General features: G+C 40.5%; 13 protein-coding genes, 1 other RNA gene and 1 other annotated feature. Of the genes, 1 reads left to right on the plus strand and 13 read right to left on the minus strand.

Going from position 1 to position 15,994, the window contains the following annotated elements; genetic code table 11:
- Window positions 1-85 precede the first annotated feature (85 nt).
- The 11 genes from mnmA to BQ5321_RS24500 all read right to left on the minus strand — a co-directional run bounded on the left by mnmA (window position 86) and on the right by BQ5321_RS24500 (window position 11,540).
- Complete coding sequence (gene mnmA, locus BQ5321_RS18355) at window positions 86-1,198, minus strand: tRNA 2-thiouridine(34) synthase MnmA (protein ID WP_139187828.1); 1,113 nt, start codon at window positions 1,196-1,198, stop codon at window positions 86-88.
- 25 nt (window positions 1,199-1,223) lie between these two features.
- A complete protein-coding gene (locus BQ5321_RS18360) occupies window positions 1,224-2,369 on the minus strand; it encodes a cysteine desulfurase family protein (RefSeq protein WP_071395867.1) in 1,146 nt (381 codons plus the stop codon).
- Between the two features lie 164 nt (window positions 2,370-2,533).
- Window positions 2,534-2,953, minus strand: a complete 420-nt coding sequence (gene cymR / locus BQ5321_RS18365) for a cysteine metabolism transcriptional regulator CymR (protein WP_071395868.1) — start codon at window positions 2,951-2,953, stop codon at window positions 2,534-2,536.
- Window positions 2,954-3,205: 252 nt separating this feature from the next.
- Window positions 3,206-4,492: a replication-associated recombination protein A gene (locus tag BQ5321_RS18370; RefSeq protein WP_071395869.1), complete on the minus strand. Its 1,287-nt coding sequence runs from the start codon at window positions 4,490-4,492 to the stop codon at window positions 3,206-3,208.
- 113 nt (window positions 4,493-4,605) lie between these two features.
- Entirely contained in the window at window positions 4,606-5,565 is a 960-nt protein-coding gene (locus BQ5321_RS18375) for an ABC transporter permease (protein WP_071395870.1), read from the minus strand.
- Window positions 5,558-6,484, minus strand: coding sequence for an ABC transporter ATP-binding protein (locus tag BQ5321_RS18380; protein ID WP_071395871.1), 927 nt, complete (start codon window positions 6,482-6,484; stop codon window positions 5,558-5,560). Before BQ5321_RS18380 ends, BQ5321_RS18375 begins: the two co-directional genes overlap by 8 nt.
- A gap of 62 nt (window positions 6,485-6,546) precedes the next feature.
- Window positions 6,547-7,311, minus strand: coding sequence for a tRNA threonylcarbamoyladenosine dehydratase (locus BQ5321_RS18385; protein ID WP_071395872.1), 765 nt, complete (start codon window positions 7,309-7,311; stop codon window positions 6,547-6,549).
- A gap of 201 nt (window positions 7,312-7,512) precedes the next feature.
- A non-coding RNA gene (gene ssrS, locus BQ5321_RS18390) (6S RNA) lies at window positions 7,513-7,723 on the minus strand.
- A gap of 64 nt (window positions 7,724-7,787) precedes the next feature.
- Entirely contained in the window at window positions 7,788-9,557 is a 1,770-nt protein-coding gene (gene aspS, locus BQ5321_RS18395) for an aspartate--tRNA ligase (RefSeq protein ID WP_071395873.1), read from the minus strand.
- Between the two features lie 14 nt (window positions 9,558-9,571).
- Entirely contained in the window at window positions 9,572-10,843 is a 1,272-nt protein-coding gene (gene hisS / locus BQ5321_RS18400; RefSeq protein ID WP_071395874.1) for a histidine--tRNA ligase, read from the minus strand.
- 145 nt (window positions 10,844-10,988) lie between these two features.
- Window positions 10,989-11,235: a binding site (T-box leader), on the minus strand.
- 128 nt (window positions 11,236-11,363) lie between these two features.
- Window positions 11,364-11,540 (minus strand): hypothetical protein, encoded by a 177-nt coding sequence (locus tag BQ5321_RS24500; protein WP_187143760.1) that lies wholly within the window; start codon window positions 11,538-11,540, stop codon window positions 11,364-11,366.
- A gap of 261 nt (window positions 11,541-11,801) precedes the next feature.
- Here BQ5321_RS24500 and BQ5321_RS18405 point away from each other — a divergent pair, with 261 nt between their 5' ends.
- The gene (locus BQ5321_RS18405) at window positions 11,802-13,148 is read left to right on the plus strand and encodes an N-acetylmuramoyl-L-alanine amidase family protein (protein WP_071395875.1); all 1,347 of its coding nucleotides are present in this window, start codon (window positions 11,802-11,804) and stop codon (window positions 13,146-13,148) included.
- Between the two features lie 29 nt (window positions 13,149-13,177).
- On the opposite strand, the gene dtd is transcribed toward BQ5321_RS18405, so the two are convergent.
- Window positions 13,178-13,615, minus strand: a complete 438-nt coding sequence (gene dtd, locus BQ5321_RS18410) for a D-aminoacyl-tRNA deacylase (RefSeq protein WP_071395876.1) — start codon at window positions 13,613-13,615, stop codon at window positions 13,178-13,180.
- A gap of 11 nt (window positions 13,616-13,626) precedes the next feature.
- Window positions 13,627-15,822 carry a RelA/SpoT family protein gene (locus BQ5321_RS18415; protein ID WP_071395877.1) on the minus strand — a complete coding sequence of 732 codons (2,196 nt, stop codon included), beginning with the start codon at window positions 15,820-15,822 and terminating at the stop codon, window positions 13,627-13,629.
- Window positions 15,823-15,994: the final 172 nt, after the last annotated feature.

A 15,994-nucleotide genomic window follows, 5' to 3' on the forward strand; every position in this document is an offset into this window, starting at 1 on the left:
ATACTTCAATGCTTGATAAGAACAGCTGCCATCAAAAAAGGTGCCAAGTATTACAGATACTCTGCGAATACTGACACCTCATTGATCACCCTACATATGTGAGTTTTTCATCCTGTTTGAATACTTCATCGATCGTTCCGCCGCCCAGACACTCATCCCCATTGTAAAAAACAACAGCTTGACCTGGTGTGACAGCACGAATAGGTTCCTTGAATATGACTCTTACCCTTTGATTATCTAGAATTTCGACTCTTACTTGATTATCTGCTTGACGATACCTGAATTTAGCCGTACATTCAAAGCTTGCTGGTTTTTCTCTGTTAGACACCCAGCTTACATTCACTGCCATAATGGAAGTTGAATATAATTTCTCGTTATGAAAGCCTTGTCCAACATAAAGAACATTACGCTTTAAATCCTTGCCGATCGCAAACCATGGCTCACCGGATCCGCCAATTCCAAGGCCGTGCCGCTGCCCGATTGTATAATACATAAGTCCGTCGTGCTTTCCGACAACTTTACCATCAAAGGTCTCCATATTCCCCGGCTGTGCCGGTAAATATTGACTAAGGAAGGTTTTGAAATTACGTTCCCCAATAAAACAAATGCCCGTACTGTCCTTTTTCGTTGCGGTCGCTAACCCAGCTTCCTTGGCAATTTCCCGAACCCGAGCTTTTTCAATATTACCGATTGGGAACATAACCTTCGAAATCTGTTCCTGTGATAATTGGTTTAGAAAATAGGTTTGATCTTTATTTTCATCAACGCCACGGAGCATTTTATATTCGCCGTCACGATATTCCACTCTTGCATAATGTCCAGTAGCTAAATAATCGGCCCCAAGGTTCATCGCATGCTCTAAAAAGGCTTTGAACTTTATTTCTTTATTACACATAACATCTGGGTTTGGTGTTCTTCCCGCTTTATATTCATCGAGGAAATACGTGAATACCTTATCCCAATATTGCTTCTCGAAATTCACCGCATAATACGGGATTCCAATCTGATTGCAGACCCGGATAACATCCTCGTAATCCTCTGTAGCTGTACAAACACCAAACTCGTCCGTATCATCCCAGTTTTTCATGAAAATCCCAATAACATCATAGCCCTGCTGCTTTAGTAACAGTGCTGCAACAGAGGAGTCTACTCCACCAGACATCCCAACTACTACACGTGTGTCTTTTGGTTCCTTCAACCGTTTTCCCTCCTTTCTAATTGTATTATTTATTTGTTAACCTCTGAACAATTTTTATCATTTCATCGCCAACACGCTTAATTTGATCAACTGTATTGGATACACCAAAGCTGAATCGTATCGAGTTCGTTAATTTATCAGATTCCTTCCCAAACATACTAACGAGGACATGTGAGGGCTCTACTGCACCTGCTGTACAAGCAGAGCCACTTGAAGCGGCAATACCCGCTAGATCAAGGTTAACAAGCAGTGCCTCTACATTTGTACCAGGGAAGCTGATATTCAGTACATGCGGCAGAGATGTTTCAAGAGAACCATTAAGTGTATATTTTATATCATTTGCTCTTAATGTGTCTATCAATGTTTCTTTATAAAGCAAATACTGATTTTTTCGATTTTCTCTGTCCTGCTCCATCAGCTTAACTGCTTCTAAGAACCCAATGATTGCCGGAACATTTTCGGTACCTGCCCGCCTTTTTCTTTCTTGGTCTCCTCCAAAAGTCCGGGAGATAAGCTTAATGCCATTTTTTATATAAAGAAAGCCAATTCCCTTCGGCCCATTTATTTTGTGGGCGGAAGCACTTAACAAATCTAGCTTCAATTCATTGACATCTATTTTTTCCATCCCGTATGCCTGGACAGCATCACTATGAAAAACTGCCTGATGCTGTGATAGAATCTGCCCAATCTCGGCAATCGGCTGAATCGTTCCAACTTCATTATTCCCGAACATGATGGTAACAAGAATCGTATCATCTCTTAACGATTGTTGAAAATCTGTAATTGAGATCCTACCCGTCTCATCAACAGGTAAATAGGTGACCTCAAAGCCTCTTTTTTCTAATTCCTCACAGGCATGTAATACAGCATGATGTTCAATGCTTGTCGTAATGATATGTTTTCCTTTATCCTTATTCGCTTCAGCAGCCCCAAAAATAGCATAATTATCAGCTTCTGTTCCGCCACTCGTGAAAATCAGCTCTGTTTCCATCGCACCAATGCTCCGAGCAATACCCGAACGAGCCTCATCCATGATTTTTCGTACTTCACGGCCGTAAGAATGAATGCTAGATGGATTACCGAAATGCTCTGCCATCGCTATCGTCATTTTTTCAATGACTGCCGGATGCATGGGGGTTGTCGCCGCATGATCGACATAAATCCGTTCCAAATCCTTCACCTTCTTATCCTGTTACATTATGAAATCAAATTCGCCCGTCGAATTTGCGTCCGGATTACCTGAGCTCGCTCGATAAACTACCTTAAAAAAATCCGTGACATCCGCCGGAGGCTTAACTTCATTCAGCAGAAGTGGAGGACTTCTGCTGAATGAAGTTAAATATAAAACATGTAGGAATCAATTTCACCTTCATCTTTATGGTTGGCTAAATCTTGGATGGTGGTGTTATCTAGAACATCCTTCACCGCATCCCTTATTCTAATCCATAATGCCCGTTTTACCGGCTCTTCATCCTCAATTCCTTCGACTGGTGTAATCGGACCTTCTAGGACACGAATAATATCACCCGTGGTAATATTAGATGGGTCATCGGCAAGTACATAGCCTCCATATGCTCCGCGGACACTTCTTACAAGCCCTGCATTACGAAGTGGAGCAATTAGCTGCTCTAAATAATGTTCAGATAAATCATTTGCCTGGGCAATGGATTTTAGTGACACGGGCCCATCCCCATACTTTTTTGCTAATTCAATCATAATCGTTAGCCCATAACGGCCCTTTGTTGAAATTTTCATTTCCTAACACCCTCTCTCAATTTTTTAAAAAATCTCGGATAAATATATGGATGAAATTCTTAAATTGACTTTGTACAATAGGTGTTGATTTTCGTGCCTGAAACGAAAATCAATATAAAAGTTAATCGTTTATTACAAATGAATAGTACTAATAAAAAGCATACTATCTAGATAAACTTTATCTATTATATCATATTCTCCTATACCCTTACAGGTTTTCAGAATGACTGCAAGGGGTGCATTGCACAAATGCTACTTCCCTTTTTTAAACTGTTCCAGTCGCTCATAGATTGCGGCAAGCCGTTTTTCTTCACCTGCTTCAACGGGCTGATAATATTTCGTTCCTTTTAAATTAACCGGCAAATATTCCTGATTCACCCAGCCACCAAAAGAGCCGATTGGATAATCATGTGGATATTGATAGCCAACATGTCCTAATGCCTTTGCACCGGAATAATGGGCATCCCGTAAATGCTTAGGGATATCGCCTACTTTTCCTGATCGAATACCATCTATCGCTGCATCTAGTGCCTTATAGGCCGAATTCGACTTCGAGGATAAACACATTTCAACAACAGCAGCTGCAAGTGGAATTCTTGCCTCCGGTAGTCCTAGACGTTCTGCCGATGTCACAGCAGCTAATACACGCGCGCCAACATCAGGGTTCGCAAGTCCAATATCCTCATAGGCAATGACAAGCAATCTTCTATTGACGGATACTAGGTCGCCACTTTCCAATAAATGTGCCAAGTAATAAAGCGCTGCATTCACATCACTGCCACGAATGCTCTTTTGTAGGCTGGACAGTAAATTATAATAGTGGGAGCCCTTTTTATCGCCATAAACCCCAGCCTTTTTAATCATTCTTTCGATGGTTTCATCTTCAATTTTATAGGTTTGATCGACAAGATCTGAGGAATAGACAATGGATTCAAGCATCGTAAGTGACTTTCTGGCATCACCTGCAGCACCCTCAGCGATTTTGTCCATTTGCTCCTGGGATATCTCAATCGAAAGACTGCCAAGGCCCCTTTTCTCATCCTTTAATGCTCTATTAATCAGCTCTGTAATATCTACCTTTGCTAGTCTGGTCAATTGTAGAATTTGACCGCAGCGACTGCGAATCGCTGGATTGACATCATGAAAGGGATTTTCTGTTGTTGCCCCAATTAAAACGATTGTCCCATTTTCCACATGCGGGAGAAGGTAATCCTGCTGCGCTTTATTAAATCGATGAATTTCATCTAAAAATAAGATTAATTTCCCTGTTAAACGCGCTTCCTGAACAACCTCCTCCACATCCTTTTTACCTGAAGTGGTCGCATTTAAGGCGATAAATGGAAGTTTGGTTGTACCAGCGATGGCAAAGGCAAGCGAGGTTTTTCCAATACCAGGTTCCCCGTACAGCAGCATGGATGGTACATAGCCGTTTTGTACCATTTTATATAAACTTGTATTCTTACCAATGATCTCTTTTTGTCCGATCACTTCATCGATGTTTGTCGGACGCATTCGAAAGGCAAGCGGTTCTCCATTCAATCCCAAAACCCCCATTATATATCTGCCTTCATTATAGCTCAAAGTATGGTTTGAGGCATTTACAATCCTTCTTTTAGTCTAGTATGTACGTTTCAGAAGGGCATTTCTAATCATTACGAAGCTACATCCCGTTTTTTGAATACAATATAAGCCAAATAAAGAAAGAGAATAAAGTAAATGAGTAACATGAATACTGAAAAAGGAAGAGTCATCCCCTCTACCATTGGTACTCCTGTGAAATATTGCATCAAATCCGTATTGGCGAATAGTACATATTTTGCCCATGAAAATTTCATGGCAATCAATTCTGTAGCTTGTCTGCCTGTAAACATGAGAAATAACGATAGCCCGATCGCAAGTGAATTATTACGGAAGACAGCTGATATCATAAAGGCCATCGCAGCCAGCATATACATGCTAATCGACTCGAAGCAATAAAAACTAAATAAATGCAATGGCATGCTTTGTTCAGTAATCGAGCCTTGATAATAGCTCAAATAGGGTGCCGGGTTTTCTGGAAAACCAAACAGAACAGCACCTAATAGTGTAGAATAGGCGAATAAAAGAAACAGCATCAGGAAGCCAAATAATAGAACCATCATAAATTTAGCTCCCAGTATTCTTGCTCGATTAATAGGTCTTATCAATAGAAGCTTGATGGTTCCCCAGTTAAATTCGCTCGCAACAATGCCAGCCGCTATAATAATCGTGAATAAGCCGGCAAAATCTATCATAAGTGAAGTATCCTTGACAAAGCTCCAAACTGAATATTCCTCATTTGGTGAAATGTGATGCTCCATCCTATATTCATTTAGAGCGATTTGTCTTTCATAATATAAAAGAGTGTTCTCTGGTATTCTATCGCCCAGTTCTTCCATTTGCTTCTTAAGACTTTCATTTTCCAATAAGAGACCTTGTTCCCAGTTTTGATTATCCGGTACAGATCCACCTTGCTCCTGATATTTGATAAAGGCTCCTGTTATGGTAACCATGAAGAGCAGAAGTCCTATCATGACATATGTACCAGGTCGTCTAAAGATTTTCATCCACTCATTTTTGATTAAATTAAGCATGAATGGAGCCCTCCTTTCCTCCGGTTAACTCTAAGAAGCGATCCTCTAATGTTTTCGTTACTTCCTGAACACTATAAATATCAACTTGGTTTCCCACTAGCATGGAAACCATTTCAGGTACCTTCTTTTTAGGAATCATGATCAGAATTCTATCATCTATCTGCTTGATATTCATATCTGGATGCTGAGCCTTCATTATTTGTATAGCTTTTACAGCATCACCTACTTCAAAAGCAACGGCATTCTCCGAGCCTTCGGTAAAATTCTGAACCGGCTGGACATCGATGAGCTTTCCAGCTTGAATGATGGCAATGCGGTCGCACATCATCTCCATTTCTGCTAATAAATGACTGGAGACGATAACGGCCATGTTTTTTTCTCGAGCAAGAAAACGAAGATGATCACGAATCTCTCTAATTCCCGCAGGGTCCAAGCCATTTGTCGGTTCATCAAGAATTAATACATCGGGTTCATGGAGAAGACACTGAGCTAAGCCAAGACGCTGTCTCATCCCTAATGAGTATGTTTTGACTTTTTCATGAATCCGCTCAGTTAAACCAACTAATTCAACAATCTCCTTTATTTTCTCCTTTGAGACACCGTTTGACATGCGGGCATAATGAACTAAATTCTGATATCCAGTCAGAAATTTATACATTTCTGGATTTTCAACAATCGCCCCAATATGATGGACAGCCCGTTCAAATTCACTTTTGATGCTTTTACCCGCTATTTCGATATCGCCTTCGGTTATTCCTATCAATCCGACCATCATACGAATCGTCGTTGTTTTCCCTGCTCCATTTGGACCTAAGAACCCAAATACTTCTCCTTTATGGACCTCAAAGCTGATTGAATCAATAATAGTCCTGCCTTTTATGACCTTTGTTACCTCTTTTAGTTTTACGATGCCAGTCATTATAAAACTCCTTTCACTGCTTAAGGATATCGCTTTCTTTCATAGAAAAAGACGCTAAAATCTTAAGCGTCTTTCACCGTACTGATTTTAATATCACTGAGCAGCTGTCTAACCGTATAGCTTGCCATAATAAGACCTGCAACAGACGGAACGAACGCATTGGAGGACGGAGGCATTTTAGCCTTACGAATTTCCGCATCGTTTTTTCCAACTACCTTTCGTACATCTTCTCGAATGACAATCGGACTTTCATCTGAGAATACCACCGGGATTCCTTTTCTAATTCCTTCTTTTCTTAATCTTGTACGAATAACCTTTGCAATTGGATCTGTATGTGTTTTTGAGATATCAGCAATTTGAAAACGAGTTGGATCCATCTTATTCGCTGCACCCATACTAGAAATAATGGGGATTTTTCGATTAAGGCATTCCTTCATTAAATGAATTTTATAAGAGATTGTATCAGAAGCATCGATGACAAAATCAAGGCCATGAGCAAAAATTTCTTCATACGTTTCTTCTGTATAAAACATCTTCAGGTCGATTACTTCACAGTCAGGATTAATATCTGCAATTCTTTCCTTCATTAACTCCACCTTCGGTCTCCCAACAGTAGAAAGTAAGGCAATGACCTGACGGTTTACATTTGTGATATCAACATCATCTTTATCAATAAGAACCAGCTTCCCAACACCTGAGCGGGCAAGCGCTTCGGCCGAAAAGGAGCCGACACCGCCAATACCAAGTACGGCGACAGTACTGTTCTTTAATATTTCCAAGCCTTCCTTACCAATTGCTAGTTCATTACGAGAAAATTGATGTAGCATTTTACCAACTCCAATTGTTTCTTTGATTACCTTTAGCCCACTCAAAGGGCAGTAAAGCCCCGCTAGTAGTCATCTTTAGATTTCCTGTTTAAGACTATAACATACTATTTTTTTAAAACAAGTATACAGGTATGAATAATTCAGAATACCAGCAAAAAAACCACGTCGTTTGAGACATGGTTTTACATTTCATTTGTATGGAAGAGTCCCAATTATGCCGTCGTGGTTTAGCCTTTGTTTGAACCCGCTCTAAGCAGGTGGGTGCTCTATTCTAACTATTGTAAGTCCCGAGTAAGAACTCTACGAAGGTGAGTTCTTAGGTAAGGCATGTACGCTAATTAGAAACTCCGAACTCCCAAAGGTAAAATGTTCGGTCAAACGATAGGTTATACTACGGACACATCAGGACCCTTTTCTTACCTTCATGATAGCATATTGCCGACATGCATTCAAGAAAAGTAAAGTCGTTATTATAGTTACTTTATGACAGTTGAAGCAAGCTGTAATTCAAGTAATTGCGCCGGACTTACTTCAGAAGGCGCATTGGTCAATAAATCACTTGCACTGGCTGTTTTAGGGAATGCAATGGTATCGCGCAGATTATTTCTGCCTGTTAATAGCATGACAAGACGATCGAGACCCAATGCAATTCCGCCATGCGGAGGTGTACCATAATCAAATGCATCAAGTAGAAATCCGAATTGTTCGTTTGCTTCTTCCTCTGTAAATCCTAAAGCCTTGAACATTTTATTCTGGACATCTCTTTCGAAAATTCGAAGTGATCCACCGCCAAGCTCATAGCCATTTAAGACAATATCATAGGCTTGGGCACGTACTTTACTTGGCTCATTTTCAAGCAGCTCAAGATCCTCACGAACAGGCATCGTAAACGGATGGTGTGCTGCAGAAAAACGACCAGTGTCCTCATCATACTCAAGTAATGGCCAATCTGTAACCCATAGGAAGTTAAATTTACTTTCGTCTATTAAGTTAAGATCTTTTGCGATTTTTACTCTCAATGCGCCAAGAGCATCTGCAACAACCTTCTTCTTATCTGCAACAAATAGAATTAAATCATCCTTTTCAACGGCAAGGATTTGATTTACAGCTGCTAATTCCTCTTCACTGAAGAACTTAACAATCGGTCCCTTTAAGCCGTCTTCTTCGGCTTTGAGCCATGCAAGACCTTTAGCCCCATAGCGCGCCGCAAATTCAGTTAAACCATCTATAACTTTTCTTGAATAGTTTGTTGCCCCATTTTTCACATTAATGGCTTTTACCTGTCCGCCAGTCGATACAGCTCCCGCAAACACTTTGAAGCTCGAGCTTTGGAAAACCTCAGACAGGTCTGTCAGCTTAAGCTCAAATCTAGTGTCCGGCTTATCAGAACCATAGCTTCCCATTGCTTCATCATATGGAATACGCGGGAATGGGACTGTAATATCAATGCCTTTTACTTCCTTCATTATGCGTTTCATCATATTTTCAACCATTGTTTGGATATCCTCAGCACTCATAAAGCTAGTCTCAACATCCAATTGTGTAAATTCAGGCTGACGGTCTGCACGCAGGTCCTCATCACGGAAACAGCGGGCAATTTGGTAGTAACGCTCCACACCACTAACCATTAGCATCTGTTTAAATAGCTGCGGTGATTGTGGCAATGCATAGAACTCACCCGGATGTACACGGCTTGGGACAAGATAATCTCTCGCACCCTCCGGTGTGCTTTTCGTTAAAATCGGTGTCTCAATATCAAGGAAGCCTTCACCGTCTAAGAAATCACGCATGACCTTTGTCACTTGGTGACGCATTTTTAATGTATTAAACATAGCCGGTCTTCTTAAATCAAGATAACGGTATTTCAAGCGGATATCCTCTGAAACCTCTACATCATCTTCAATCATAAACGGTGGTGTTTTTGATTCATTGATGATCGTCATTGTTTCCACCTGTACCTCAATTTTACCGGTACTTAAATTTGGATTAATCGTCTCTTCATCCCTTGCAATAACAGTTCCGACGATATCTACCACATATTCGCTGCGGACCTTTTCTGCTACCTCTAACGCCTGTTGTGAGACCTCAGGGTTAAAAACCACTTGGATGATACCAGTCCGGTCACGTAAGTGGATAAAAATTAAACCACCTAGGTCACGGCGTCTTTGTACCCAGCCCTTTAAATTTACTTTTTCTCCAATTGCACTTTCCGGCACTTCACCGCAAAAATAAGTTCTTCCAAACATATTCCCTTTTCCTCCTATTGCTGGATTTCTTTAAATTTTTCTACAAAATGACTTAAATCCATTTCCCACTGTTCACCAGTTTCCATTCTTTTCACCAGAATACGGTTTTCCTGCAGCTCGTTTTCACCTAATATCGCAACAAATTTCGCATTTAAACGGTCAGCCGCCTTCATTTGTGCTTTTATTTTACGGTCTAAATAATCCCGCTCCACTGAGAAGCCCGCTAAGCGAAGCTTTTGCAATAGTCCTACTGTATAATCCTTTGCTTCTTCACCTAAAGACACAAGGAAGCAATCAATACCTTTATTAATAGGAAGCTCTACTGCTTCTGCTTTCAAGGCAGCTAGGAAGCGCTCAATACTGAAGGCAAAGCCAATTCCCGGTGTTTCAGGACCACCGATTTCCTCTGTCAGGCCGTTGTAGCGCCCGCCACCACAAAGAGTGGTAATAGCACCAAAGCCCTCTGCATCACTCATAATTTCAAATGCTGTATGATTATAATAATCAAGTCCTCTAACTAAGTTAGGATCCACCGTAAAGGGGATATCCAAAGCAGTCAAATACTGCTGTACCTTCTCAAAATACCCCTTTGACTCCTCATTTAAGTAATCAATGATAGAAGGAGCCGATTTCATTAGCTCATGCTCACGGTCTTGTTTACAATCAAGAATCCGCATTGGATTTTTTTGAAGACGATTTTGACAATCCTGGCAAAACTCTCCGATGCGCGGCTCAAAATGCTGGATAAGGGCCTGGCGGTGTGCAAGACGACTTTCTTTATCGCCCAGGCTGTTAATAATCAGCTTTAATTTTTTTAGACCGAGACTGTTATAGATAGACATCGCCAGAGCAATGACCTCTGCATCGATGGCTGGATCCTTACTTCCAAGTGCTTCAACCCCGAACTGGACAAACTGGCGGAAGCGTCCAGCCTGTGGTCTTTCATAACGAAACATAGGTCCCGTGTAATAAAGCTTAATCGGTTGATTTGGGTCACCATACATTTTATGCTCTACGAAAGAACGGACAGTTGAAGCCGTTCCTTCTGGGCGTAGTGTCAAACTACGACCACCACGATCCTCAAAAGTATACATTTCCTTCTGAACAACATCTGTCGTTTCTCCGACTCCTCTAGTAAAAAGCTCCGTGTGCTCAAAAATAGGAGTTCGAATTTCTCTATATTGAAACCTCTCACAAAGCTCACGTGCTTTTTTTTCAATTAGCTGCCATTTTTCTACTTCACCCGGCAGTATATCCTGAGTTCCTCTAGGTATCTGGATGGACATATTTGCTTTAACCCTCCTTAATAGCAAAACAGTAAACCTATCTATATGTAAAAGTTTGAATAGGCCTTTTAGAAAGTATAAGGTGTCTGAAGTTGAACTTCCCTATCGCTTATAATAAAAAGCTCCCGTCCCTTGTATGAAATATACAAGGGACGAGAGCTTGAATTCCCGTGGTGCCACCCTAGTTTGAAGCAATAGTTTTCTATTACTTCCACTTTTTCCGTTAACGCCTGTGTACGTTCATCACCTAATGAAGAAGGATATCCTTCTTGTTCAGCGCGAAGCCTCAGAAGTGTTCTTCGTTTAGTCATCATGCAGAAACACTTTCAGCCTCTGGTGTTTCCTCTCTATCCATGTGGGTCTAAATTACTTTTCTTCTTCTACGGCAATATTCTCATTATCTACATAATATTACGAAGCTTCTCGAAAATTGTCAATAGGAATAGATCAAATTTGCCTGTCGAATTTGCGTCCGGGTTTATGTCAAGATTACTCGATAAATTACCTTGAAAAATCGCAGTCAATTTCTCTCCATTTGCTTTTTCAGCTTTTTGACATCCTGTGGAGATAATCCGAATTCAGAAGCGAATTCGACTGTTTGACCATTCTGTTCTCTTTGAGTCAAATCATGAAAATCTACACCATTCAATTGATTTTCTCCAGAAAGAGCTGATATTCCCTTTTCTCCGTGCCGCATCGTCATCCACCTTTTCACAGTCTTTTTTAGTTGATCAATGGTTTTCTTTGTTATCTTTCCCAATTCATCAAGGATAATTTCATAAAAAAGAAAATTGCAGATAAAAAACTAAAAAATCGTAAAAATAATCCGATACAAGAGAAGGGATATTGGATGCTTAAAGAGAAGTAATTTTTCAGACAGGAAAAAGACAAACAAAAATGAGGGAGTTAACATGAGAAATATCCCACAACAAAACAGAATCAAGGGAGGGATCTGTGCATGCAAACAAAAAGGAAATTAATCATTCTCATCTGTATCGCTCTCTGTCTTCCATGGCTTCAATCAATAGCTAAAGCAGAGGCAGCAGCGACAACCATCACCATTTCGACTGATGATTTGAATGTTAGGAGTGGTCCTGGCCTTGAATATAACGTGATTAGCACCTTGGCGAAAGGAAAGGTGTATTCCGTTTTGCAGGAGGAAGGTGAATGGATACAAATCCAGTTGACAAATGATACCAAAGGATGGGTTGCAAACTACCTTGTTACAAAAAATGATAAGGAAGAATCATCCATCACGCCTGAGAAAAAGAAAGAGGATTCAGCTAAAACCGGACTCATTACTGTAAATTCATTAAATTTTCGTGTATCCCCTGCATTGGATGCAGCCATTATCGGAAAGCTTGATCAAGGGACAATCGTTGAGATAAGGTCAGAACGAAATGATTGGGTTGAAATTCAATTTGCTGGCCAAATCGGGTGGGTTTCCGAAGATTATGTTCAATTCACAGAAATTGAACAAAAAGAACATACAGAAAGTAACAATGTCGAGCTTGAAGCGACAGCCTTAACGATTTTACATAACGGAACCAATATTAGGAAAAACCCCAATACACAATCAACCATCCTTGAGCGAGCAAATAAGGGAGATACCTTTAACGTGAAAGGCTTTGCCAATGACTGGTATGAAATTCAATTAACAGACGGTCAAGTTGGTTATGTGGCTAGCTGGGTAGTGAAACCACAAAATGAAGTGGTAACAGAACCAATCAGCAATGAACCAGCCAACCAAGACTGGGCTCATTATTTAAAAAATAAAAAAATTGTCATCGATCCAGGTCATGGTGGTAGAGATAATGGAACAACCGGTACAAGAGGTACATTGGAAAAGGAGCTAACGCTTGAAACCGCTCGTAATCTTTATGAGAAGCTAAAAGCAGCTGGGGCAGATGTAACCTTAACTAGACAGCGTGATAAATATCTGAATCTGCCTTATCGGGTTAATGTGGCATATGAGCAAAATGCAGATGCTTTTATCAGCATCCACTATGACAGCAGTAAAGATCATAGTGTCCGAGGCTTAACTACCTACTATTATTATCCATGGCAGAAAGAGCTGGCTGTGAATATCCACTCTGCTCTTATTGAAGAAACTGATATGAAGGACCGTGGTTCACGCTTTGGCGACTACTACGTGATTCGTGAAAATAATAAAAAGGCCGTCCTGATAGAATTAGGATATTTAAGCAATCCAACTGAAGAATTACACGTCCAATCCAACCAGTATCAAGAATCAGCAGCCACCGGAATCTTTGAAGGCTTGGCCCGCTATTTTAAAGAAAGATAATAAAAAAAGAGAGCTGAGGCTCTCTTTTTTTAGCTTTCCATTATTAAAGTAACTGGTCCATCATTGATAAGAGATACATCCATCATGGCACCAAACTCTCCCGTTTCAACCGCCACTCCCTTTTCCTTTAACAGCTCGTTAAAACGAGTATAAATGGCCAAGGCGTGATCTGGCCTAGCTGCCTCCATAAAATTCGGTCTTCTTCCCTTACGGCAGTCGCCGTATAGGGTAAACTGTGACACGGACAAAATACTGCCGCCCTTATCTAATAATGAAAGATTCATTTTATCGTTTTCATCCTCAAATATTCGCAGATTAACAATTTTATCTGCTAAATAAGCGGCTGCTTCTTCTGTATCATCATGTGTAACACCTACAAGGAGCACAAGTCCTTTGTCAATTTTCCCGACTACCTGTTCATTTACCTTTACACAGGCTTCCTTACTTCTTTGTACAACAATTCGCATGCTATTCCACCTTAATTCATGATTCTTCTAACTGCATAAAGATCAGGAATTTGCTTAATTCGATCCACCACTTTTTGCAAATGACTGACATTAAGGATTGAAATGGACATCGTAATCGTGACCATTTTATTGCGGTCCGTACGTCCTGATACGGTTGAAATATCAGTCTTTGACTCATTAACAGCCTGGAGAACCTCATTTAGAAGACCTCTTCTGTCAAAGCCGGTTATTTCAATCTCGACATTGTACTCTTTCCTGTCATTTAAGCCGGATTCCCATTCAACCGGTATGAGCCTTTCCTTTGCATCATCTGTCACGATATTTGGACAGTCCTTGCGGTGAACAGATACTCCTCTTCCCTTTGTGATAAAGCCAACAATTTCATCGCCAGGAACAGGATTACAGCAGCGGGAGAGACGAATCAGGAGATTATCGATTCCTTCGACCCGGACACCCGATTCCCGTTTTTTCTTTGTCGGAAGTGTTTTCAGTTCTGAAACCGCATTGGATAGATTGGCAACCTGCTCCTGGTCACGCTTTTTACGCCACTTTTCTGTTAGACGGTTGGCCACCTGCAAGGCGGTAATGCCATTGTAGCCAACAGCAGCATACATATCTTCCTCATTAGTGAAGTTAAACTTTTCGACAACCCGCTTAATATTATCAAGTGTTAATATTTCCTTTAAATCAAATTCCATTAGGCGGATTTCCTTTTCCACCTGCTCACGGCCTTTGACAATATTCTCTTCTCTTCTTTGCTTTTTAAAGAAGGCTCTAATTTTATTCTTTGCCTGTGAGGTTTGGGCAAGCTTCAGCCAGTCCTGACTTGGTCCATAGGAATGTTTAGACGTTAAAATTTCAATAATGTCCCCGGTTTTTAATTTATAATCGAGGGTGACCATCTTACCATTCACTTTTGCACCAATGGTTTTATTACCAATTTCAGAATGAATTCGGTAAGCAAAATCAATTGGTACAGAACCCGCGGGAAGCTCAATGACATCACCCTTTGGTGTAAACACAAAAACCATATCAGAGAACAGGTCAACCTTTAACGACTCCATGAACTCCTCTGCATTGACCGTATCATCCTGAAATTCTAATATTTCACGGAACCAGGTTAATTTATCCTCGAAGGTCGATTTCTCCTGCAGCGTCTTGCCTTCTTTATAGGCCCAGTGTGCCGCAATTCCGAATTCAGCAATTCGGTGCATTTCAACCGTACGGATTTGAACTTCTAGCGGATCACCCTTAGGTCCAATGACGGTCGTATGCAGGGACTGATACATATTCGGCTTTGGCATCGCAATATAATCCTTAAAACGTCCCGGCATTGGTTTCCAGCATGTATGAATGATGCCAAGAACAGCATAGCAATCCTTGATCGAATTAACCACAATACGGATGGCCAATAAATCATAAATTTCATTAAATTGCTTATTTTGACGGGCCATTTTACGATAAATGCTATAAATATGCTTTGGCCTTCCAGACATTTCCGCCTTTATTCCTACTTCCTCCATATGCTTCTGGAGCTCAACAATGACCTCATCCAAGTATTGCTCGCGTTCTGCCCGCTTCTTCTTCATCAGGTTCACAATTCGATAGTATTGCTGCGGATTTAAATACCGTAATGCAGTATCTTCAAGCTCCCATTTGATAGTAGAAATCCCCAGCCGATTCGCTAAGGGAGCAAAAATTTCCAATGTTTCATTGGCAATACGACGTTGTTTTTCTGCTGGCAAATGCTTTAATGTCCGCATATTATGAAGCCTGTCAGCCAATTTTATCATGATGACGCGTATATCCTGCGCCATAGCCACAAACATCTTTCGATGATTTTCTGCTTGCTGTTCCTCGTGTGACTTATATTTAATTTTACCGAGCTTTGTAACACCATCGACGAGCATAGCCACTTCATCGCTAAAGGCTTCCTTCAAATCTTGTAGAGAAGCTTCTGTATCTTCAACAACGTCGTGAAGAAATCCAGCTGCGACCGTAGAAGGATCCATTTCTAAGTCAGCAAGTATCCCTGCCACCTGAATCGGATGGATAATATACGGTTCACCTGATTTTCTGTATTGTAAACGATGTGCATGTCTGGCAAATTCATACGCCCTTCGAACGAACTCTACATCCTCATCGTTTAAATAACCCTTTGTTCTATCGATGACTTGTTCGGCGGTTAATACTTGATCGTTCGCCATAAAATCACCTTTTTAATTAAATTTAAATTTTATTTAAAAAACTAATATAAATAATAAAATCAAATGATTGTTATTATTATCGAAAAAAAATGATGAGATGTAAAGAGAATGTATGTTATTTTTCAGTTTAATAACGAAAGATTACAATTTTATGAAAGAATAAGTGCATTTA

This window comes from Bacillus tuaregi (genome assembly GCF_900104575.1).
In the GTDB taxonomy this organism is placed as follows: Bacteria; Bacillota; Bacilli; order Bacillales; family Cytobacillaceae; genus Bacillus_BD; species Bacillus_BD tuaregi.